This window comes from Paenibacillus sp. FSL L8-0340, from assembly GCF_038593145.1.
GTDB lineage: Bacteria > Bacillota > Bacilli > Paenibacillales > Paenibacillaceae > Paenibacillus_AQ.
On the sequence record NZ_CP151967.1, the window covers coordinates 2,269,969 to 2,290,787 of the forward strand.

General features: G+C 38.7%; 22 protein-coding genes and 2 pseudogenes. 19 read left to right on the top strand and 5 right to left on the bottom strand.

Going from position 1 to position 20,819, the window contains the following annotated elements:
* The first annotated feature begins 11 nt into the window (after positions 1 to 11).
* The 7 genes and pseudogenes from NST07_RS09905 to NST07_RS09935 all read left to right on the top strand — a co-directional run.
* The gene (locus tag NST07_RS09905; protein ID WP_341377900.1) at positions 12 to 497 is read left to right on the top strand and encodes a hypothetical protein; all 486 of its coding nucleotides are present in this window, start codon (positions 12 to 14) and stop codon (positions 495 to 497) included.
* A 127-nt stretch (positions 498 to 624) separates the two neighbouring features.
* The gene (locus tag NST07_RS09910) at positions 625 to 1,341 is read left to right on the top strand and encodes a hypothetical protein (protein ID WP_342481454.1); all 717 of its coding nucleotides are present in this window, start codon (positions 625 to 627) and stop codon (positions 1,339 to 1,341) included.
* Positions 1,342 to 1,511: 170 nt separating this feature from the next.
* Positions 1,512 to 2,138, top strand: a complete 627-nt coding sequence (locus NST07_RS09915) for a hypothetical protein (RefSeq protein ID WP_342481455.1) — start codon at positions 1,512 to 1,514, stop codon at positions 2,136 to 2,138.
* A gap of 321 nt (positions 2,139 to 2,459) precedes the next feature.
* Positions 2,460 to 2,633 (top strand): hypothetical protein, encoded by a 174-nt coding sequence (locus NST07_RS09920; RefSeq protein WP_342481456.1) that lies wholly within the window; start codon positions 2,460 to 2,462, stop codon positions 2,631 to 2,633.
* A gap of 39 nt (positions 2,634 to 2,672) precedes the next feature.
* A complete protein-coding gene (locus tag NST07_RS09925) occupies positions 2,673 to 3,155 on the top strand; it encodes a hypothetical protein (RefSeq protein WP_342481457.1) in 483 nt (160 codons plus the stop codon).
* 252 nt (positions 3,156 to 3,407) lie between these two features.
* A complete protein-coding gene (locus NST07_RS09930) occupies positions 3,408 to 3,785 on the top strand; it encodes a BlaI/MecI/CopY family transcriptional regulator (protein WP_342481458.1) in 378 nt (125 codons plus the stop codon).
* 472 nt (positions 3,786 to 4,257) lie between these two features.
* Positions 4,258 to 4,989 (top strand): annotated as a pseudogene (locus tag NST07_RS09935) (M56 family metallopeptidase); the annotation flags it as partial.
* A gap of 198 nt (positions 4,990 to 5,187) precedes the next feature.
* Here the strand turns inward: NST07_RS09935 and NST07_RS09940 are convergent.
* Together NST07_RS09940 and NST07_RS09945 are read right to left on the bottom strand one after the other, a co-directional pair.
* A complete protein-coding gene (locus tag NST07_RS09940) occupies positions 5,188 to 5,376 on the bottom strand; it encodes a sigma factor-like helix-turn-helix DNA-binding protein (protein WP_342481459.1) in 189 nt (62 codons plus the stop codon).
* 138 nt (positions 5,377 to 5,514) lie between these two features.
* On the bottom strand, positions 5,515 to 5,670 hold the full coding sequence (locus tag NST07_RS09945; RefSeq protein WP_342481460.1) for a hypothetical protein: 156 nt from the start codon (positions 5,668 to 5,670) through the stop codon (positions 5,515 to 5,517).
* A 485-nt stretch (positions 5,671 to 6,155) separates the two neighbouring features.
* On the opposite strand from NST07_RS09945, the gene NST07_RS09950 reads away from it, so the two are divergent.
* From NST07_RS09950 to NST07_RS09970, 5 genes are all read left to right on the top strand, one after another.
* Positions 6,156 to 7,961 (top strand): polymorphic toxin-type HINT domain-containing protein, encoded by a 1,806-nt coding sequence (locus tag NST07_RS09950; protein ID WP_342481461.1) that lies wholly within the window; start codon positions 6,156 to 6,158, stop codon positions 7,959 to 7,961.
* A 12-nt stretch (positions 7,962 to 7,973) separates the two neighbouring features.
* Positions 7,974 to 8,549, top strand: coding sequence for a hypothetical protein (locus tag NST07_RS09955; RefSeq protein WP_341091422.1), 576 nt, complete (start codon positions 7,974 to 7,976; stop codon positions 8,547 to 8,549).
* A gap of 537 nt (positions 8,550 to 9,086) precedes the next feature.
* Positions 9,087 to 10,859: an RHS repeat-associated core domain-containing protein gene (locus NST07_RS09960; RefSeq protein WP_342481462.1), complete on the top strand. Its 1,773-nt coding sequence runs from the start codon at positions 9,087 to 9,089 to the stop codon at positions 10,857 to 10,859.
* 24 nt (positions 10,860 to 10,883) lie between these two features.
* Positions 10,884 to 11,462, top strand: coding sequence for a hypothetical protein (locus NST07_RS09965; RefSeq protein WP_342481463.1), 579 nt, complete (start codon positions 10,884 to 10,886; stop codon positions 11,460 to 11,462).
* 233 nt (positions 11,463 to 11,695) lie between these two features.
* Complete coding sequence (locus NST07_RS09970; RefSeq protein WP_341097609.1) at positions 11,696 to 11,911, top strand: transposase; 216 nt, start codon at positions 11,696 to 11,698, stop codon at positions 11,909 to 11,911.
* Between the two features lie 198 nt (positions 11,912 to 12,109).
* On the opposite strand, the gene NST07_RS09975 is transcribed toward NST07_RS09970, so the two are convergent.
* Positions 12,110 to 12,892 carry an IS630 family transposase gene (locus NST07_RS09975; RefSeq protein WP_342481933.1) on the bottom strand — a complete coding sequence of 261 codons (783 nt, stop codon included), beginning with the start codon at positions 12,890 to 12,892 and terminating at the stop codon, positions 12,110 to 12,112.
* Complete coding sequence (locus NST07_RS09980; protein WP_342479840.1) at positions 12,781 to 13,239, bottom strand: helix-turn-helix domain-containing protein; 459 nt, start codon at positions 13,237 to 13,239, stop codon at positions 12,781 to 12,783. The genes NST07_RS09975 and NST07_RS09980 overlap by 112 nt, the downstream gene beginning before the upstream one ends.
* A 141-nt stretch (positions 13,240 to 13,380) precedes the next feature.
* On the opposite strand from NST07_RS09980, the pseudogene NST07_RS09985 reads away from it, so the two are divergent.
* The 7 genes and pseudogenes from NST07_RS09985 to NST07_RS10015 form a co-directional block, all read left to right on the top strand.
* A pseudogene (locus tag NST07_RS09985) lies at positions 13,381 to 13,482 on the top strand (toxin C-terminal domain-containing protein); the annotation flags it as partial.
* On the top strand, positions 13,472 to 14,008 hold the full coding sequence (locus NST07_RS09990) for a hypothetical protein (RefSeq protein ID WP_341091427.1): 537 nt from the start codon (positions 13,472 to 13,474) through the stop codon (positions 14,006 to 14,008). The pseudogene NST07_RS09985 and the gene NST07_RS09990, both read left to right, overlap by 11 nt.
* A 404-nt stretch (positions 14,009 to 14,412) precedes the next feature.
* Complete coding sequence (locus NST07_RS09995) at positions 14,413 to 14,799, top strand: DUF5071 domain-containing protein (RefSeq protein ID WP_341091429.1); 387 nt, start codon at positions 14,413 to 14,415, stop codon at positions 14,797 to 14,799.
* Positions 14,800 to 14,973: 174 nt separating this feature from the next.
* A complete protein-coding gene (locus NST07_RS10000) occupies positions 14,974 to 15,768 on the top strand; it encodes a tetratricopeptide repeat protein (protein ID WP_342481464.1) in 795 nt (264 codons plus the stop codon).
* A 392-nt stretch (positions 15,769 to 16,160) separates the two neighbouring features.
* Complete coding sequence (locus tag NST07_RS10005) at positions 16,161 to 16,547, top strand: DUF5071 domain-containing protein (protein WP_341091431.1); 387 nt, start codon at positions 16,161 to 16,163, stop codon at positions 16,545 to 16,547.
* 218 nt (positions 16,548 to 16,765) lie between these two features.
* Entirely contained in the window at positions 16,766 to 17,248 is a 483-nt protein-coding gene (locus NST07_RS10010) for a hypothetical protein (RefSeq protein ID WP_341091432.1), read from the top strand.
* A gap of 1,073 nt (positions 17,249 to 18,321) precedes the next feature.
* Positions 18,322 to 20,022: a DUF4127 family protein gene (locus NST07_RS10015; protein WP_342481465.1), complete on the top strand. Its 1,701-nt coding sequence runs from the start codon at positions 18,322 to 18,324 to the stop codon at positions 20,020 to 20,022.
* On the opposite strand, the gene NST07_RS10020 is transcribed toward NST07_RS10015, so the two are convergent.
* Complete coding sequence (locus NST07_RS10020) at positions 20,003 to 20,785, bottom strand: hypothetical protein (protein ID WP_342481466.1); 783 nt, start codon at positions 20,783 to 20,785, stop codon at positions 20,003 to 20,005. The genes NST07_RS10015 and NST07_RS10020 overlap by 20 nt on opposite strands.
* Between the last annotated feature and the right edge of the window lie 34 nt (positions 20,786 to 20,819).

A 20,819-nucleotide genomic window follows, 5' to 3' on the forward strand; every position in this document is an offset into this window, starting at 1 on the left:
ATGGTGAGGATATGAATAGAGTTACAATTCACGAGAGCATTGTTAATAATAAGATTTTTGAAGAGTTTCAGACTCGCAATGGAATCAGTCTTTTCAACCACTCTGCTAATAGTTGTTCGATAGAAGACTTTCTTGCTGTTTCTTATGTTTTATGCCCTGACCTAATTGAAATCAATGGGTATATATTTATTGCTGATTTTTTCATTGAAGAGGGTGATGCCGCCATTGAAAAAGTAAAACGCCTAGAAATGCAATTTAATAATAATAAGAAAGACATACAACAATGGGTTAATAGTTGGAGTTTCGCTGACTTCTTTATCGGGAATGTCACAGAAGGACTGGATAACAGCAAAATATTAGAACAGTTCGGAGAAGTAATTGTATATCATTGGAGCAGAAGAGCTAAAGAGATTTTTCCGGAGAAAAACATAATTGTAGAAGTAGGCAATGAAATTATGGGTGAGCTTGGATTAAGTGTTACATTATATGAGGAATAATTCTCTATATAACCACATGTGAGTCTTATGCTCCATGTGGTTTTTTTCTACGGTTGATTACTTCTCTAACCATCCTGATTTTGGGTAACAAAAAGGTGAATGAGTTACTACTAGACTCGGTGTGAGTGTGGATGAATTCAATACGGATAAATGTGATAGTGTTTACACTACTATACTCAAATCTATCGTAGGAAAAACTGGTGAGGGGTGTGAAATGGATATTAACAATGTTATAGAATCACTTCAACAGAATGTGCTAAAACACGAGCCAGGTTCTTATAAGATTTTACTAAACTTATTTCAACAATTGTATGAAAATCATGATGATGAACATGAAATTGTAGGTTCATTCTTATTAGGACACATTAATGAATTGATTCCTGTTATCGCAGAAAAAATAGTTGAGTGGTTTTCAATAGATGATTCATATGGTCATATTGATTATTTATTTAATGGTTTTGCTAATAATGACTTGTTGGATTTTGAGAAGACCTTATTTAATGTCACTGCTAGTTATGAAGTTCTTAATTATGAGATATTACAACATTTCTTTGAAAGAGGGGTCTTTAATAAAGACCTTTGGAAGGGGATTATTAATCAGGCTGTTGATAAAGCGCTAAAGAGATTTATTTCAATAGTGCATAGCGAATTGAGTTTTAACGATTACATCTCTTTTTGTAATTTATCTATCATGGGCATTGAATATTATTTAAGACAACAAGGTGTTAATAACGAAAGTGATTTTCAAGAGTGGAAAAATACGCAATTCCATGATTATGAAAAGCTTTTGGTAAAATCCTCAAACAGCTATATCCAATCACTTCGAAGCTTAATAGCTCAATAAAATGAAAACTTTGATTGCTATCACAACTCCTGTGAGGGAATATTAACTCGAAACAAAGGAAAAGGGTTGATTCTTTTCCCTACTACACGGATGCGGAGAAGAAAGGGAATTAAATCCACGCTCATTCGGCAATGCACAGCTGATATTATACAACCCAAAGGCGGGAGAATATGAAAGTCTGGTTACGAATTTTAATGATACTCTCTATAATATTTAGTGCCTCGTCATTTGTTTGGTTTCTTCTAGGTTCAACAGCGTATTTTCAACGAGGTATGGATATTATAGGAACTACTTATTTATGGGGTGGAGGTATTCCAGTTTTATTGTTCGCTGTATTATTTATCGTATCACTTATAAAAGGATGGGCTCCAACGAGCCGAGTAGATTACGTTGGAATCTGTCTTGTGGTAGTGTTATCGACGGTGCTCTCTGTTGTCCTATTTCAAAGTGTCAGTACCCATGGTTGGGCAAATGAAAAGATAGAAAGTGACTCTATAAAGATTACGGCAGATGAAAAGTATGAATATCGAATTGACTTAATTAATTTATTTCAAAGAAACAGTCATGCACGGCTCTATCTAAAGGATGTTGACTCGGGAGAGGAAATGTACATTCCGATTGAGATTCAGACGCGTGAGATTGTGGGACTTAGGGTTAGTAAGGTTAATCATTGGGTGGAGCTTGAGGCAATGGGGAATGCATCTTATTATATTCTGTACACGACAAAAGATCTTGGCATCCCTGAAGAGGAGTTCAAAATCGACATCAGAGCAGGAACATCAAGTAGGGTGAATTAAAACGGAATTATTCTAATCACTGGCGAACCCTTCCGTTTGTGGTTCTTTTCTTTTAGGGCATACCATCGCAGCAGCTCAAACAATAAGTCCATACAAAGCCGTAGTGCAAGTGAGATTTACGACGTGGAAATCGACTTTCACTATCTGCGTGCACGGTATTATGCAAGTGAGATAAGGAATAATGCATGTAACTATCTTTCCAACGGTTGTATGGTAGGAACTGAGGAGTTCTTTTATAGTGGAGATGGGTTTTTGCAATTGACTATACCTCTGAGGAAGGCTTAAGTTCTACTTTAGTTTTAGATCAACAAAAAGGTATCTTTGAGAGACGCTTTATTAAGATTGATTTTTGATAGACCTAATTTTACTGCATCACTGAAATATAAAGATACGACTAAAAATAACCCCATGTGGCAAAATGTTGGTGATTTAAGAGCTTATCTGGCCAGTAATGGGGAACTCCATATAGGACAACCATTTAAAAAAATAAAATGAAGCTATTATTATCGCATATGATTGGATGGGGGATTGAAAATGTCAGTTTATTATTTGGAAAATGTTTTTCAAGACAATGAGGACGATTTAGAACTTTTGTTGGATCTTGTTTTTAGTTTTCCAGAAGTTGGCGAGTTCTTATTTTTTGAATATGGATATTATTATCCAGAACCATTTGTTGACGGGATTGAAACATTTAAAGATCATACTAATAGCTTATGGTATCGTCCAAGAGATCAAAATGAAGCGAGAAAAATGGACATGGATTTTGTTATAAATTGTGTTGTATTGACAAAGGACAAAGAGATGGATTCATGTAAATTCAAACTTAGCATTGTTGAAGCTCCAGAGTCTATTGAATTGATGGTTACAGAAATCAGACTAGGAGATTTTCAGGAATTACTTGATAACAGACTAAAAAAATTCCTGGAACAGGGAGTTAAAGTTTTAACAGAGGAACAATATAATGACATGATTGAAGAACAGTTTTCCAGAAATCAATGGGTATTTAAAAAAAATTAATATATTCTAAGATTACGAAATTATACAAATTAAGAAAAGGCATAAACCAACTCTTACAGTTCTAATACTGATATCCTACTTACCACATGTGAGCGAATGCTTCATGTGGTTTTTTTTCATGTAGAAAAGCATTTGACATCCCATTATAATCTGTTTGACGAATCAATTGTAAAATTTCTAAAAATGATTGATGTTCATTCAAGACAAATGTAGAATAAAGTAGTAAGACAAATGTCTTGGGAGGGTGATACGTTGGGCACAATTAAAAAACTGCCAGATGCAGAGTTTGACATTATGAAAGTGATATGGGCAAATAAGGCGCCAGTAACAACCAGTATCATTATGCAACAACTGGGAAGTGAAAGAAGTTGGAAGGCTCAGACAGTCGTTTCACTTATGTTGAGGTTGGCTAAACGAGGTTTTGTCAGATCGGAGAAGAACGGCAAGGAAAACCTCTACTTTCCGCTTATTGAAAAAAATGACTACCTGAATTTTGAAACTAGCAACTTTATCGAACGCTTTCATGGAAATTCTTTTACAAGTCTGGTAGCAAGATTATATGACGGAAATAAGATAAAAGACATTGACCTTGACCAACTGACAACGTGGCTGAAAGAAAAGAAGGAATAGTATGCAGGAGTTTTTTAGCACTTTATTTCTGAATTCAGTTACTATGTCGTTAGTGACACTTATTTATGCGGCAATACTACCCGTTTTATCGAAACGGTATGCAGCAAAGTGGTGTTACATAGATTGGATTATAATTGCAGTCGGGTGGGTGTTTCCACTTGGCCCTCAATTTGACTTCTTGTTGAAACGTATGCAATTTTCAGATATACCGCTAACGTCTGTACACACAATTATTAGTGCCACTCCAATGCCCGTGCAAGATGTTATAAACACTCCAGCTTCTATTTTATTTATGGTGGATATTTCTGGTGATTTGGGTTCTAGGTTCTATAAGTATCGCGGCTTATCATATTTGGCGATATAGATATTTTTTAAAGTTGGTAAGCCGTTGGAGCATTCCTATAGCTCATTTCAAATGCTTGAAAATTTTAGATGGATTAAAGTTAGAGATGAACATTAAAAAAATGTAGAGTTACGTGAGTGTCAGATTATTAAAAGCCCCATGCTGGTCGGTTTTTTTCGTCCAGTGATTTTGCTGCCATCTGAACAATTTTCTGATGATGAATTATCAATGATACTGAAGCATGAGTTGGTTCATTTAAAAAGGCATGATCTTTGGTATAAGGCATTGATTTTAATGGCAACCGTGCTTCATTGGTTCAATCCGATAGTTTATCTAATGTCAAGATCCGTAGCAGCACAGTGTGAAATCTCCTGTGACGCAATAGTTATTCAGGGAGCGGATTTACAGCGGCGAAAGCAATATGCTGAAGCAATTATTAATGTTGTAAAGAACGGGGCAAAGCTCCAAACAGCATTTTCAACAAATTTTTATGAAGGAAGAAATATGAAAAGTCGCATTCTTTCAATTATGGATACAAAGCAGAAGAAGACAGGCATTATTATTCTTTGTATGACGATGTTAGGTGTTCTAATGACTGGTGCAGCTATGGCTGCGGCAACTAACTCGCAAGAATCCATTCGTCCTGAAGTAGTTGTCGCATCTCTTAATAGTAATAAAGATACGGATAATGAAGTAACCCAACTCCTAAAGTTGTTACGCCGCCCTTACGACGACAAGACGAACGCAATTAACTCACAAGGACCGACTCGTCCTGAAGTAGTTGCCGCTTCTCCTAACAGCGATAACAATAGTGATAATGCAGTGACCCACCTTCTAGAGTTGTTAAAGCAGTCGCGATAATATTTTTCTTCTATGCAAGAAGTCGAAGCATTTGAGTTATTTGTGGGTAATCTTATTTGAAAAATCGAGATAGCCCGTATATGTAATAGTTGTTTCTTGCCCCACAAACAAACTTAGCAGTGGTCAGCACTTCTCCAGACAATTAGTGCTGGCCTCTGTTTATTTGTTTATGTCAGAATGCATTATTCAAGTTTATCTTTAAGCTGATTTTAAACTTTTTTTTGCTAGTTGAATTCGTTTTTTACACGCCTCAACTGATATTCCAAGTTCTTGCGCCGCCTCCAGCACTGAATACTTGTCCAAGGCAATTCTTTTAAGCAATTTATATTCTTTAACCTCGATTAAGTCGGAGTACAAAAAATCAACATCAAGTCTATCTTCACCCACGGATATGATATTCTCATTAAAATCGACGGAAGAAACTACAATGCTATTAAGATATGTTCGGCTGCGAATTATGTTCTTAATGACATTCTTAAGGGTAATTAATAGCCATCCTTTCCTATTTGGACTAGACAATAATATTTAGGCTTTTGTGCAGGCAATCCTGAATGTCTCCTGAACAGCATCTTCAGCTAGTGAGTAGTTATGAAGTGCATTATTTGCATAAGCCGATAAGGGATATAGCATATCTCGAAATAATTCTTCAATAGCGTGGCGCTGGTCATCATCAAGCCCCATCTCATCACCGCCTTAACTGTTTGATAGAACCTTCCTGAGAATTTGTATGTTATGAAAAAGTTGAAGCAAAGCAGCCCTCCGTTTTAAAATTGTGAGAAGAATTCTAAAATATACAGGAATTTACAATTGTCAATCCAGTATACCATCAAAAAACTTTTGTTCCCATATATTATATTATATGTATAATTTGTAATGATTCATTTAGAGATGGAGTCGGTGGCATCCTGCTTTAGTTAATATATTAAAACGTTAACAAGACATCCGACGGATGGCAATGAGATGTAAACTACCAATTTGACAGTCAGCGCCTGGTCAACGTCCAAACCAATGGCAGCGCGTCCCTAAGCAAAGCCGCATCCGACAATGTACAGTATAGCTACTATGCCAATGGCCGAGTCAAGACAATTACTTATCCGCCGTTGACGGATGGAAGTATCTTAAAAACAGAGTACACGTACAACAAAGCACTCGGTTGGGTAGAGAGCATGAAAAATGCAAAGGGTAGCTCCGTGCTTTCGGGATACAACTACAGCTATGATCATAATGGGAATATCACAGCGGTAACTGAAGTCCTCAATAATGGAGCAGCAAAAACGACAAGTTATGGATACGATGCTTTAAATCGTCTACTGTCAATCAAACGGCCGAATGGTCAAAGTACGCAGTACACGTATGATGTGCGTGGCAATCGTCTAACCTCAAGCGAGAGCGTCAGCACCAGTCTGGATCTGAGCGATACAAGCTACACCTATGATTTACAAAACACCTTGACCGGATTGACCAAAAATGGGAATACGACCATCTTCACCTACTATGCGGACGGCCTTCGGTATTTGAAGAGCACTGGAACGACCCATACTCAGGTCAATTATGATTTTAGTGGCCAAGTTATCGCAGAGGAGAAATTAAACGGGAGCACTGTAATACAGAAGTCCTCTTTTGTCCGTGGAGACCGGGTATTGGTGAAAAAGGACAAGACGGCAGCAAAGGATTACTACTATTTGTACAACGGTCATGGCGATGTGGTGCAAATCGTCAATACCAGCGGAACACCGGTCAACACCTACAGCTATGACGAATGGGGGAATATCACCAGCCAGACGGAAGGGATACCAAACTCCTTTAAATATGCAGGTGAGATTTACGACGCAGAAACGGGACTTTACTATCTGCGTGCACGGTATTATGATCCGAGTATCGGGCGGTTCTTAAATGAGGATACGGTTGAAGGGCAGATTGATAATCCGCTGAGTTTGAATCTGTATACGTATGTAAGTAATAATCCGTTGATTTATATTGATCCGACGGGACATAGACAAGAATGGGGCACAGGTGGAGCAGGAGGTAAAGATTTTGGATTCTGGCAAAAAGAGTGGAATTCTTTTAAAGAGGCAAATTCAACGTGGTATTCGGCAATAGACTTTTGGTCAATGGGGACTATGTCTCAATTAAATGACTATTATAAAATATCTCAGGAGAATCCGTGGTCTTTAGAGCATTTTCTATCTGCTGGAATGATATTTATAGAGTTAACTCCTCAAGGTAAAACAGCAAAATTAACGAATAAGGGAACCGATTTTATAAGAGGGGCACTAAAGACGTGCAATTGCTTCACTGCTGGAACGAAGGTCCAAACAGACGAAGGGGAGAAACCTATCGAGGAAATCGAGGTAGGGGATAAGGTACTTTCCAAGGATGATGAGACAGGCGAGATAGCTTATAAAGAAGTCGAATGGCTCTTCCAACGTGATGTTGAAGAAACGTATAATATAACTGTTGGGGATGAAGTCATTACAACAACCGATGAGCATCCGTTCTGGATTGTCGGCAAAGGTTGGGTTGAAGCACAGCATCTTGTGGTAGGCTATGTTCTGACAACCTCGGATGGCAAAGAATTAGCCATTGAGAAGATTGAAGTTAAGAAGGAACATGCTACGGTATATAATTTTAAGGTGAAGGACTTCCATACTTATTTTGTCTCGAATTTTGGGATTTGGACGCATAATAGTTGTTGGGGTAAATTCAGCGCAGATGATTTGAAAAAGATTGGAACGCAAGCAGACCAAAAAGATATTAGGGCTATCAAGGGGAATGCAGATGATGCTTATAATTTCTTCAAGGCTCAAGTAGACCAGTCTACCATAAAGGAAGTTTCCCCGGGGGTGTTTGTAGCTAAGGACGCAAATGGAATTACTTTCACTTATCGTCCGACATCAACCTACGGGAACCATGAACCCACAATAAATGTTAATGGAATTAGTGGAATTAGAAAAATAAAGTTTACAAATTGAGGGGAAGATACGATGATTCGAAGACCTCAAAATGAAATGGAAATGGTTCGGTTCAGGAAAGCATTTAGTTTAGTTTTTAAAAGTAGGAATCCCTTTGAAGAGATGTTTCAAAGCAGAATTTCTGAAAGACTATTACTGTACCCGACTTGTGGTACTTATCTGGATGATGCTCAGTTCAGTGCATTAATGGAAAGTGCAAAAAAAGTAGGCGATATGCAGTGCTACATTTCTGAGGTAGAGGCTGAGCCAGATAGTTTTATATTGCCTGATGACAGTGAAATCTATCATCCGGCGCATTGGGAAGGCCCGCTTTCGTCAGGATTTTATCAAGAGTACAGAGAATTGACTTTGGTTCTGAATAATGCAATTTATTCAAAAAAAGGAACTTGGGGAGTACTCATTTCTCATGAAGACCATGCCGTGTTGGGAGGGAGTGCAATTTTCGTTAATGAATTTAAAAGAAACTACCCTAGGTGGACAGACGAGCTAACGGAATTTGAATCAATGTTAAGCCATAATCACATCAAGTATGGCACAAATGTGGATTGGTATGAAGGATTAAAGAAACATTTGAATCCGAAAGCATAAAAGAAAGACCTTGAGGGCGGCAATCCTCAAGGTCTTTCTTTTATCCCCACCCAGTACTGAATGAATCGGGTGGCACACCTTGAAAGAACTTAACGCTCATCACTTCCGTATGATATTCCTCTAAATATGCCTGTACGTACATGTCCTGTACGTACATGTAATGTGTTGAAAAATATCAATAAACGATGCAGTTGTTGGTGCGGTTTCAGGCATGAGTGGAGGAGTGGGGACACTCTTAAGTCCTCTCGTAGCAGAAGAAAGAATAGTTAAAGTGGAACGAGTGGGAACTGCGTTAGCTAAATCAGATGTAGATCATCGATCCCCTAGCTATATAGAACGCTATTAATAAGCTATTGAAATCATTTTAGTGGCCAGAGAGGTCAACTAAAGAGTAGTTCCGTTAGTGGAGTAATCAATAATACATCTGCGACGCAAAAAATCGATGTTATCTATGGAGATGGATCGCCAAAGTACCGTACGATCAATAGTTATGTGAATGGAGCCTTAAGGGCAACGCAGAAGTGTTACCTGGATAGCATGAACCAAGTACGTAACGACTACTCCGTTGGATATTCTACTACGGGTGCGGGTGGCCATTCGTCGTACATCTTAAACGAGTTGGATGTACTGGGCCGAATGACACAAATAAACGATTCCAATCTTGGGTTTTATGTAAACTACCAATTTGACAGTCAGCGGCTGATCAACGTTCAAACCAATGGTAGCGCGTCCCTAAGCAAAGCCGCATCCGACAATGTACAGTATAGCTACTATGCAAATGGCCGAGTCAAGACAATTACTTATCCGCCGTTGACGGATGGAAGTATCTTAAAAACAGAGTACACGTACAACAAAGCACTCGGTTGGGTAGAGAGCATGAAGAATACAAAGGGTAGCTCCGTGCTTTCGGGATACACCTACAGCTATGATCATAATGGGAATATTACAGCGGTAACTGAAGTCCTCAATAATGGAGCAGCAAAAACGACAAGTTATGGATACGATGCTTTAAATCGTCTTCTGTCCATCAAACGGCCGAATGGTCAAAGTACGCAGTACACGTATGATGTGCGTGGCAATCGTCTAACCTCAAGCGAGAGCGTCAGCACCAGTCTGGATCTGAGCGATACAAGCTACACCTATGATTTGCAAAATACCTTGACCGGATTAACCAAAAATGGGAATAAGACCATCTTCACCTACTATGCGGACGGCCTTCGGTATTTGAAGAGCACTGGAACGACCCATACTCAGGTCAATTATGATTTTAGTGGGCAAGTTATCACAGAGGAGAAATTAAACGGCAGCACTGTAATACAAAAATCCTCCTTTGTCCGTGGAGACCGGGTATTGGTGAAAAAGGACAAGACGGCAGCAAAGGATTACTACTATTTGTACAATGGTCATGGCGATGTGGTGCAAATCGTCAATACCAGCGGAACATCGGTTAACACCTACAGCTATGACGAATGGGGGAATATCACCAGCCTGACGGAAGGGATACCAAACTCCTTTAAATATGCAGGTGAGATTTACGACGAAGAAACGGGCCTTTACTATCTGCGTGCACGGTATTATGATCCGAGTATCGGGCGGTTTTTAAATGAGGATACGGTTGAAGGGCAGATTGATAATCCGCTGAGCCAGAATCTTTATACGTATGTGAGTAATAATCCGTTGATTTATACTGATCCGACGGGACATAGACAAGAAATCGGAGGCTCAGCATTCGAAAGTAAAACAATAGGTTCTAATGGCGTTCTTTATAACAACAATGGTAGTGTGGCATGGGACTTTTATCTTGCATGGCGAAATAGTGACAGACTAGCATTTGATAAGCTTGCGAACTCAGGAAAAGGTATCACTAAAGATCAGATGATGGTCATGCGGCTTACGCTATCATTTGTAACATACGCAGATGATGGCACATTAGTATTATTAATGGAAAGTGACGGACAGTATGGGCTAGCTAAAGGAATAATGGAGAAGTATGGTGTTAAAGCGGGAGAAAAGATAGTTCTTAAGACCACAGCTAAAATTGCCAATTTTAATTCTGTTAATTTTGACAATAAACAGTTGGGGAAAAAATATGGAGAGCATAAGCTTGATTATCCGGGAATGACTCATCAACAATACAAAGACTATGCTAATAACATATTCAAGAATCCAGATAGAGTTGTTTTTGACGCAAATTATAATGAGTTTTATTATATTAGAGGAAACGATTTGTTGAGAGTTAAAGAAAATGGCGATTTTATCAGTCTTTATCCTGGTGCAGATTCCACAAGAGTTAATAGGGCAATTGAATGAGGCGAATGGAGGAAGGTGATATAAATGAGCGCTAAATTCAATATAATCATATTTACAAAAAACATAATTGATTTGAATTGGCTACTTGGAGTCGTGCAAGCCAGGAGCCTTAACGCTTCTTTTAATGAAATTGAGTCTGTGGAGAATTGGGAATACGACGATTTACAGATTCATGCGTGTGAAAGTGATATTAATGAAATTTTAGGGCTCCTTGAAGAAGGAAGAATTATTTCTGTTAGCGGGGTGGTTAACTCCAGTAAATTTGTAGTGATATTAAATAAGGTAGAAAACATCTATGAGACAAGCATTTCCCTTGACACAAAGAATATTGATTACTTAGACAGTAATATGCTTGATGAACTTAACCAGCCTATTTATGATGAAGTCTCAAATATGTTATTGTCTCCTGAGATGGTTAATGATTTACTTGTTTCTGCAATAGGCGTAGAGGTGATTGTGGACTACTACGAAGATTTTGAAAAGTTAAATCTTAATAGTTATAATGTGGTGAGATGGGTTTTAGGAACTTGTATGACAAGTCGTAATCATAGTCTTAAGGACTATAAACAGGTATCGACCAATGTTTGGGATAAAATTACTTGAGTTTTAAAAATTGATTGTGTTTTCTTATGATGAAGCTATGGGATAGCACTTGTTGTTTTGAGTAGGATTGGTGATCACTTTTTTTCGTTTAAAACTTTTTGTTTATCGTATATTACTTATAAGTTATTTTTCGACCACATGGTATATGAACTCCCATGTGGTTTCTTTTTGTCTTTTCAAGCTACCCCCCCAGTGCCGAATGATCTGAATCGGTTGGAGGCTTAAACACCAAAATTCATGCGGTGGTTGACGCTTTGGGTAATCCGCTTCGCTTTGTGTTGACCGGAGGACAGTGTCATGATTCGGTCACCGGTTACGAGATACTAAAGCAGATGGATTTAACAAGAAAACAAGTGTTGGCCGACCGTGCTTATGATACGGATCGAATTCTTCAGCTGCTGAAAGAACAATTCCGCCGTATCGGTCATTCCCAGCAAAAAAAATCGTAGAACGCAACGAAAAATAGATAAAGAAATTTACAAGGAACGTCATCTTATTGAGTGTTTTTTTTATAAAGTGAAACATTATCATCGATTGGCGGCTCGCTATGATAAGTTGGCTTGTTCCTTCATGGCTTTTTTATCTCTAGCCGCCATTATGATATGGCTTGCCTAGGTTTGCATACACGCCCTTGTACCTTGACCAAATCAAATTTCAGGATATAAATGCTTTAACTTGCCTCGTGCCTGCTCAGTGGTAAATTGCCAATCGACGGATTTCTGGATTCGGTTGCGTTCGGTTTCCCAAGCGGACACCTCGACTTGCAATTCTTCAATGGAGGCAATTCGGCGGTTCAGGCATTGAATCGTCAGAACACTGAGTTCAATTTCTGCGATATTCAACCAGCTGCCATGCTTAGGGGTGTAATGGATCTCGAGCCGTTTTGCCAAGGCTAATGCGTGTTCAGGTGCAAAGGTTTCATACAAGGACGAGATCGTATGAGTATTCAAGTTGTCCATCACTAGCCGAACCCGTTTCGCCTCTGGATAGTAGACCTCCAGTAACTCCTGGATCTGCAGAGCCCAATCGGATTTAGTCCGTCTTTCCGAAGCCTGCACGTGACGCCACCCGGCGAGCGGCTCCGTGAACAGAAACAGGCTGCAGCTTCCTTTGCGAACATATTCGTAATCTTCTCGTAGAACCTGTCCAGGCTTCATGGTTTGTGGAGGCCGTGAATGATTGAGCAGTTGGATCGGCTGTTCATCCATACAAATGAGGGGGATATCAGGGTCATACGCAAGGGCGTAGGTCTCTAGGACGTCTTCCATCCGAGCGACGAACTCACTGCTCGATTTGGCGGGAATGCACCATTGTTTTTTCAGGTGAGGTTTAAGTTTTGTTTTTTTAAAGTCGTCCGAATGGTTTCTCGTCCGACAGATTCCAAAATATTCAGTTCGATGACTCGACGCGTCAACAAACGAATGGTCCAGCGAGCGTACCCCTTTGGAGGCTCGGAACAAGCTAGCGCAATAATTCGGGCTTCCACTTCACCTGTGATCGGTGAAGGACGTGCCGGCTCATCGCGTCGACGGTAACGGAGCGTCTGATCCAACCCGCGGGTGCAATAGTCTTTTACCGTGTAATAGACTGTCACATTACTGACTCCTGAACGACTGGCAATTTCAGTCTGTTTGGGGATGACACCTTGATTTTCGTCCGAAAGCAGCAGCACGAGACAGCGGCGGCGAATGCCGGGCGACGTCGAATCGGCATGGAGAAGTTGTTCGATCCATTCGCGTTCTTTCGGTTCAAGTCGAATCTCGTATTTTTTGTTCATCTGCTAGCCCTCCCATATTTTTCTTATAGGTAGAGCATAAAACTAGAATTAAAATCGGTCAAGGTACTAGGAGCAACAAACCTTTAGCAACTCAAAAAAGGTAAGACATTGCCAATGACAAATAAACAGATATAATAGCTAAATGGTGGAACATGGAAAATGGCGAGATCAGTAAAAGAATTAAACAGTAAAGATACTCGGTCAGGAACTTTTGATGCACTTTTAACCAAGATTGGAGACTAATATGTATTATTGGAGAATTACCAAATATAGCCCGAATAACCGTATTAATGGGGACTATACAAAAGAGGAATGGACTTCTATAAGTGATGTTGGAAAATCATACTCAAATGAAGTGTTTTTAATTGAACATTATTTACAAACTGAATCGTTATATATAATGGCTTTAATTTCAATTGTGAATGAGATGAAAATAAACTCACTTCAAGTGACAAATCTTGAGAAGCATGATTTTGGATTTTTAAACGACAGATTCCATACTCTTTATTCTGATGAAATGAAAAAAATCTATAGTAATATTAACAATGGTGATTCTATTTCTGGGAATGAATTGGTGTTGTTATGTAAATTAGTGCTAAGAGAAAAGCTTTGGTGCAAACTCCAGACTAGTGGTATGTTTGTTCACTTTGGGTTTGATTATTACATGTATATTGGCAGTGCATTAAAATGTAAGAATTCTTTAAAAGCTATAGTTAATTCTGGTCTTTTTATTGAACCTTTTCAATCACCTTATCTTGAGGAAGAATAGTGGCTGGGAGGAAAGAAACAGTACTTGAACTTTCAGGGACTTCTCAATACTGCCTTGTATCCATGACAGGCATAATGTGGTGACAGCAGACAATATATCATAGTGGCTCAATGACCAATACAAATCATACACCTCGACTTAAAGATACAAAGGGATTATCCGCGTTTCTTGCGCCAGATGAATCTAAAGGTTGATTACATCAATTGAAGGGATTAACGCTACAGGAGTCTTGACTGCAAAGGTAGATAATCCTGTAACAGGTCATGTGAATATCAGAGCTGCTGATCTATACGAATATAAGTTATGGATGGAACCAAGAGTGAATGCTGATACTAATCCTTATTATTTAACTTTAGTTTTGAAAGTAATCACCTTTCAATATGATCATAGGTAGGCTGATAAAAATGGATATCAAAAGATTAATCCCGAAAGATAAAATGGATATCGATTCAGTTAATAAATTGAAAACATTGGATATTAATTTAATTAGACCTATTATACCTGATTTATTAGAGTGGACTGAAGATGCAAATTGGCCTACTACAAAAGAAATTGGGAAGTTGCTGCTACCCTTAGGGAGTGAATTAATTCCTCATCTAAGGAAAATTTTCGCTTCTGATGATGACTGTTGGAAATATTCAATGCTAGTGAAGTTGGTTAAAAATCTACCGAAATCTGTATTATCGGAAATGGAGGCTGACCTTAAAAGGTTAGCTTTAAACCCTACTGAACGTGAAAAACAAGAATTAGTCAACGAAGAGGCAGCCGAGATTTTATCGCTTTTGCAGTGAAAGGAATTGAATAGTAATTCTCTTCTTTATGGAATGAAGAGCAGGCCCCTTCTTCTTTTGATTCAAGAGCTAAATTAGGCCAACAGTATGGTCTATATTATTCCTATTCCATGATATAAGTCGATGAATAGCTCATAAATATCAATTATTGATTTATTAAAAGTGAGGTAACCTATGAGCAATTATGATAAGTTATTTGAGGATGCAGAAAATAATAATTATGAAAAAAGAGAATATCAAACTGCCCTAGAGTTTTTTGAGAAGGCTCTAGCCATTAGATATTCTAAAGACTGTATTAATTATATAGCATGTTGTTATTTGAAATTAGGCAAACTAACCAAAGCTCAAAGTATATTGCAAGGCTTAGTTCTGAATAATCCTAATTGGGAGAAACCACTGATAAATCTTGGAAGAGTGAATTTGGCGATGGGAGATCGTGATAAAGCATTAGAGTTCTTTGAGAGCGCAGCAAAAGTTGAACCTAATAGTGAGGATGATTACTATTATTTGGGAGTATACTATTTTCAACAAAATAACATTATGAAGGCAAAAGAATATTATGAAAAATCTTTGTCTATTGATAATAACCAATCAGAAACTCATTTAAATCTGGGTCTCTGTTATCTTAGGTTAGATGTAATAGATAAAGCTATAATAGAATTTAAACAAGCCTACCTATTGGACTCAGATTGTATTAATGCAATTTATAATCAAGGAATAGCTTATTATGCAATAGGAAATTATAAAGATGCATTGAATTATTATCTTGAAGCCCACAAACATCTAAAGGATGATACAGATATACTGTATGATATTGCCCATTGTTATTACAAACTTAAAGATCTTGATAACTCTATTTACTGGGGGAATGAAGTACTGAAAATCGACGCGGAGCATGGAAATGCAATCAAGTTGGTGAAAAATGTTTCAATTTTGAATAATAGAAGCCGGAGTAAGGACTCGCAATAGGATAAAATTATACCGACCACATAAGAGTGTAACAACTCCATGTGGTTTATTTTTGTATTATTTTACATAGCCTCCACCCAGTGCCGAGTAAAACTAAACTAGAAATCAACTTCTAGGTGAATGGGTTAGCATTAGACCCGGTGTGGAATGATGAATTCAATTCGGATGTATATGATAGTGTTTACACTACTATACTCAAATATATAGTGGGAAATAAGGGAAGAACATAACCGATGAGGATGTGAAATGGATATTAACAATGTTATAGAATCACTTCAACAGAATGCATTAAAAGACGATCCAGATTACATAAGTTATGGATGGAATCAAGAGAGAATGCGAGGTTAGTCCTTTTATCTAACTTTAGTTTATTTTAAGTAGGGGGAATAGTAATGGATATCAAAAGATTAATCCCAAAGGATAAATTCGATTTCAATTCAGTTAATACTTTGAAAATATTGGATATAAACATAATTAAACCTATTATTTCTGATCTACTAGAGTGGACTAAAGATTCAAATTGGCCAATTACACAGGAAATCGGAGATATACTCGTTCCCTTAGGCTCTGAATTAATACCTTATCTAAGGGGGATTTTCGATTCTAATGATGATTGTTGGAAATACTCAATACTTGTGAATTTGGTGAACAAATTACCACCAACTGTATTATCGGAAATGGAGGCTGATCTTAAAAGGTTAGCTTTTAATCCTAGTGAACGAGAAAGACAAGAATACGTTGACGAAGAGGCAGCAGAGATTTTATTGCTTTTACAGTAAGTATGGATATTGTATTCTTTGAAAAAAAAGGACCTTGAAGCCACATTGGCTCAAGCAAAGAATTCCGGGGCCCGTTGACTGGAGACTGTTATTGAATTCGAAATACCGCGAGGTGTACTGAGTATTGATAGGACCGTAGCCTCAAATTTGCAACAAATAGCAAGAGCTGCGAATGGGCCGCTTAATATCACAAATATTAGGAAAGTGAGGTTTAAATAGTGGAACAAATCGCTTCTCTTGAAATGCAAGATATATCTGTAAAATGTAAACCAACTATGTGGAATTTTGTTTCTTGGACAGATCAGCTTCAGCACTTTTCCTGTCGGTTTGATTCAGGAAAAGTCTATGGTATTGTAGGCCAACCAACCAAGGGTGGCTGGGCTTTATCCTATTTACTTTCAGGTAATTGCAAGAAGTTCCAAGGCGACATCCTAATAAATGATCGGCTGGTGGAGAGGAACCTGCTTTATACAAAAGGCTGGTACGTTGGAGAGGGTCTTAAAGGAGGCTTGTTTAAAAGACAATTGACAGTACGAGAACAACTGGAGAGGGGAATATCAGTTGATTATACTGTTGATGAATTAATTGATTCTTTTGAGCTTTCACCTTCACGACTGGATCGGGAGATAAGGTATATCAGTAACGAACGATGGAATGCTTCAGCCGCTATTGGATTGGCGCATGGAAAGCAAGTTTTTTGATTTCCGTGGTTGGACGATGAGTGGAAAAATTTAATAAGAGGAAGGTTGGCCCATTGTTCGGATGTACTAAGAAGGAGTAACAGGATATTACTTATTCCCTTATTAAACTTATCGATTGTTGAAGACTTTATTGATGAGGCTGTGTATTTATCCTAGAAATAATATTGGCGTAAGATAAGTTGCGTTCAAGAACCGAGGCTTGGGTAGGTCACAAAAATTTGGGGTTCTGAAACCAAGGTAATGTTTGGTTGTAACATTTTGCAAAGGCAAGCTGGTGATCAAGCTGGTGATAATGTAGGGATTTTTGATTACCTTGGGGAGATCAACATGACGAATATATGTCGATGTTGTGGATTTCACTTTGGCTTTGATGACGACGATATGGATGATAAAAAATTGTATACAAGATATGGAACGAGAAATGGGTTAATGGAGGATGTTTATGGTTTTCCAAGGGTAGGAAATCTCATCCCAATTGGAACCCTATAGGACAACTTTAAAACTTAAACCACTAATTTCTGATGGACAACCATGCTTAGGACTATCGGTCAAGATCCCAAAAATAAACTTTGAAAAAACACCTAGGCTGCAAAGCGGCGCCGGTACTCCACTGGCGTCAGTTTGTTTAGTTTGCTTTGCACTCGTTCCTCATTTTGACAGGGTGGAATAAATGCATAAAATCACATGAATCTTCACCTGTTAGAACATCATTTTATGCGAAGAAATAAGGTTTGGCTTGGAAGTAGGTGCTTCACTAGATACAGAAATTGATTTTTGAAAAAACCAATTGCAAAAGCTTCGAAAAAAGTACTTAAAGAAGTGCATGCTAAAAACTACAGATGATATTGAAGAGTTAAAAAGGCAGATACAATAATAGATTTTCGGTGTATGACCTTGAGGATATAATAGTCCTCAAGGTCTTTTTTTTGCCCCCCGGTGCCCTCCCAGTATCACGCTGGACGCACAACAAACAAAATATTTTTTCTGGTTGTAATACCTCCGCTTAAATTACCCTATAAGTGAAGGCACAAATAAAGGAGAACGAAATGGGTTTAGGAGGGAGCTTGATAAGAATGAAAAATGTACTGTACGTACCGTTGGATGATAGACCGGTCAATCTGGATGATGTTATTGTCCAAGGGAGATCGGCGGGGATCAATGTGATCACGCCAAGTGTGGGCGATCTTAGAAACCGGCTGGATTCACAAAAGACAGCATCGGGAACAACCTTACTGGCGACCTCTTCACCCGCCTATGGGAATACCGCAAACATCCGGCAGTTTATCCTTGATAATGCAGCCTCTGTAGATGGCTTTATCATCTCAACAGATATGCTAGCTTATGGGGGATTGATCGGAAGTCGCCGTCTTCGGACGAGTGCAGGCGGAGCTTACCCGGATTATGATGCGACTATCACGAATTTGCTCGACGTGATTCGTTTAGTTAAACAATCTTATCCTAAGAAGCCGGTCTATGTACTGGATACCATTTTGAGGCTGGCCACAACGATTTTTGCAGAAGGTTTAACCTTTGAAGCCTATACAGAATCACGCAGTTTCATGTTACAGCCACGGAAAAGTTTTTCACGGTTTGCTGATATTCTCACCGGATATAACTTGTCGCCAACCGGTTCTTATGGCAGTACGGCCCATTTTAATAAAGACCAGTATTACAATACCAGACAGCACAAGTTCAAGAGTAATCGTTACATTCTAGAGAAGCTGGTCCAAGCGGGATACATTGATTTTCTTGCGGTGGGTGTCGATGATGCCAATACGCAGGGGGTACAGATCAATGAGATTAACTTTCTGGAAGGGCGCATCAATGCTTGTCTTGGCGGAAAGAATGGTCAAAATCCAGAGCGGGCTATTATTCTTCCGGATGCAGACGGATTGGGGCAGGCGCTAGTGGCACGTATGGCGAATCAGCTCTACCGCTGCGGAATAAAGCCAAGGTATGCTGTGCAATACTTTGGACCACATGGCTCCACCATCACCAGTCCATATGAATATATGGATGTGCATCAAAATATTTTGCGTCATGTGGATATTGTTGGCGGAAAGTCTGTGAGCACTTCACCTACCGTGGAAATTATCGCGATAACTGCTGCGAATCAGGTAACGGCTGCGGTCAGCCGGATTGCTGCCAACAGTACCCAACACGTTCCAACTGTAGTCATTGATTTCGTGGGTGGTGGCGCAGCGAATGCCACTGTAACCGAAGCATTGTTGGGTAGCGAGCATACCGGGAGTATTTTAGGATACAGTGGCTGGAACACGCCAGGTAACAAGATCGGGATTGCGCTGGGTATGGGCCAGGCACGGTATACGTACTTGGTTACGGAAAAAGATGCTGAGGCACTCAGTTCAGCAGTCAACGCTCACGGTACGCTTTTGTTTAAGCGATTCTTGAAAGACTATTATTACAAAACGTTGGCCATTGGTGAAATCCGGGAGTACTCGAGAGCCAATTCTTTGTATACAAATATCGCTACGATTGCAGACCAGAATATGATTTTGTTCATTAGTCCAGCAGACTATTTGCATTTACAAGACGTGCTGAGGGAGCGGATGCAGACGCATACAGACTCACTCTCAGGGAAAAGTGCATTTCTTAACGGCGGTTCTGGAACGGCTTATAACGTCCGCCAGATTTGTGGAACCACTTGGTCATTTTCGGAATATGTCAGTGCAGAACTCCTTCATGATGATCCGGATTTTATTTGGGGCCGTGCTTTTGAGATTACTTTGAATCCTAACGTGTCTTTAGAATAAGTGTTAAGACAAATAAGACAGGAATAACTAAGATAACGCCAAAAAGAAATAAAATTACTGGAAGGGTATTAGAGGTAGCCTCAGGTTCAGTGAAATTAACTTGTCCTGACCCCATTTCAAGGACTCCGTTTTTAGTAGGAGAAGCAGCCCGTTTTTCCTTAATACTTTTTATGTTTTCATCAAAAACGGATTTGGATATTGTTTTCTCTGCGTGGAGGCTACCTGATGTAGCGTTGTTGCTGTTAAGATCTATTACTCGTTCCCCTGCTATCCCATGAATGTATAAAGCATCTATACCATATCTAACGTCACTAACAAGTTTTACGTCTTCTCCTTCTTTAAGGGATGATTTTGTTGCTACAAATGATTGCTCATTATTTATATCACTAGTAATGTTGAATATCTCCCACGAACCGGAGTCATTGTTTGAATAAATTGTTCCAACATCTATATTATTCAACTTTATTGAAAAGATATAACCTGCAAAAACTAACTCACTACTATTTGCTTTATCAGATATTTTGTAGTAAGCAGTTCCTGAACTTAATTGTGCATTTTCAAAACTTGCTTTTCCATCGAGGCCGTATTCTGATTTCACTGAACTCAACGAACCAAGATACTTTAATTTGAATTCATTTTGTATAGTTGCTTTAATCTGTTCATTCGGAGCCGGCTCAAAAGAATCAGCAAAGATGAAGTTATTAAAGTTAAATAACAAGAGATTAAATATGAGGAAAGAAGAAAAAAACCATTTCTTTTTCATTAAATAAAGTCTCCTTGATTAATCTTATTTGATC

Excerpts from the sequence above, each read along its gene's own strand:
- NST07_RS09905 (WP_341377900.1), top strand. The coding sequence starts at position 12 with ATGAATAGAGTTACAATTCACGAGAGCATTGTTAATAATAAGATTTTT.
- NST07_RS09915 (WP_342481455.1), top strand. The coding sequence starts at position 1,512 with ATGAAAGTCTGGTTACGAATTTTAATGATACTCTCTATAATATTTAGT.
- NST07_RS09925 (WP_342481457.1), top strand. The coding sequence starts at position 2,673 with ATGTCAGTTTATTATTTGGAAAATGTTTTTCAAGACAATGAGGACGAT.
- NST07_RS09945 (WP_342481460.1), bottom strand. The coding sequence starts at position 5,670 with ATGGGGCTTGATGATGACCAGCGCCACGCTATTGAAGAATTATTTCGA.
- NST07_RS09950 (WP_342481461.1), top strand. The coding sequence starts at position 6,156 with ATGAAAAATGCAAAGGGTAGCTCCGTGCTTTCGGGATACAACTACAGC.
- NST07_RS09955 (WP_341091422.1), top strand. The coding sequence starts at position 7,974 with ATGATTCGAAGACCTCAAAATGAAATGGAAATGGTTCGGTTCAGGAAA.
- NST07_RS09960 (WP_342481462.1), top strand. The coding sequence starts at position 9,087 with ATGAACCAAGTACGTAACGACTACTCCGTTGGATATTCTACTACGGGT.
- NST07_RS09965 (WP_342481463.1), top strand. The coding sequence starts at position 10,884 with ATGAGCGCTAAATTCAATATAATCATATTTACAAAAAACATAATTGAT.
- NST07_RS09980 (WP_342479840.1), bottom strand. The coding sequence starts at position 13,239 with ATGAACAAAAAATACGAGATTCGACTTGAACCGAAAGAACGCGAATGG.
- NST07_RS09995 (WP_341091429.1), top strand. The coding sequence starts at position 14,413 with ATGGATATCAAAAGATTAATCCCGAAAGATAAAATGGATATCGATTCA.
- NST07_RS10000 (WP_342481464.1), top strand. The coding sequence starts at position 14,974 with ATGAGCAATTATGATAAGTTATTTGAGGATGCAGAAAATAATAATTAT.
- NST07_RS10005 (WP_341091431.1), top strand. The coding sequence starts at position 16,161 with ATGGATATCAAAAGATTAATCCCAAAGGATAAATTCGATTTCAATTCA.
- NST07_RS10015 (WP_342481465.1), top strand. The coding sequence starts at position 18,322 with ATGAAAAATGTACTGTACGTACCGTTGGATGATAGACCGGTCAATCTG.
- NST07_RS10020 (WP_342481466.1), bottom strand. The coding sequence starts at position 20,785 with ATGAAAAAGAAATGGTTTTTTTCTTCTTTCCTCATATTTAATCTCTTG.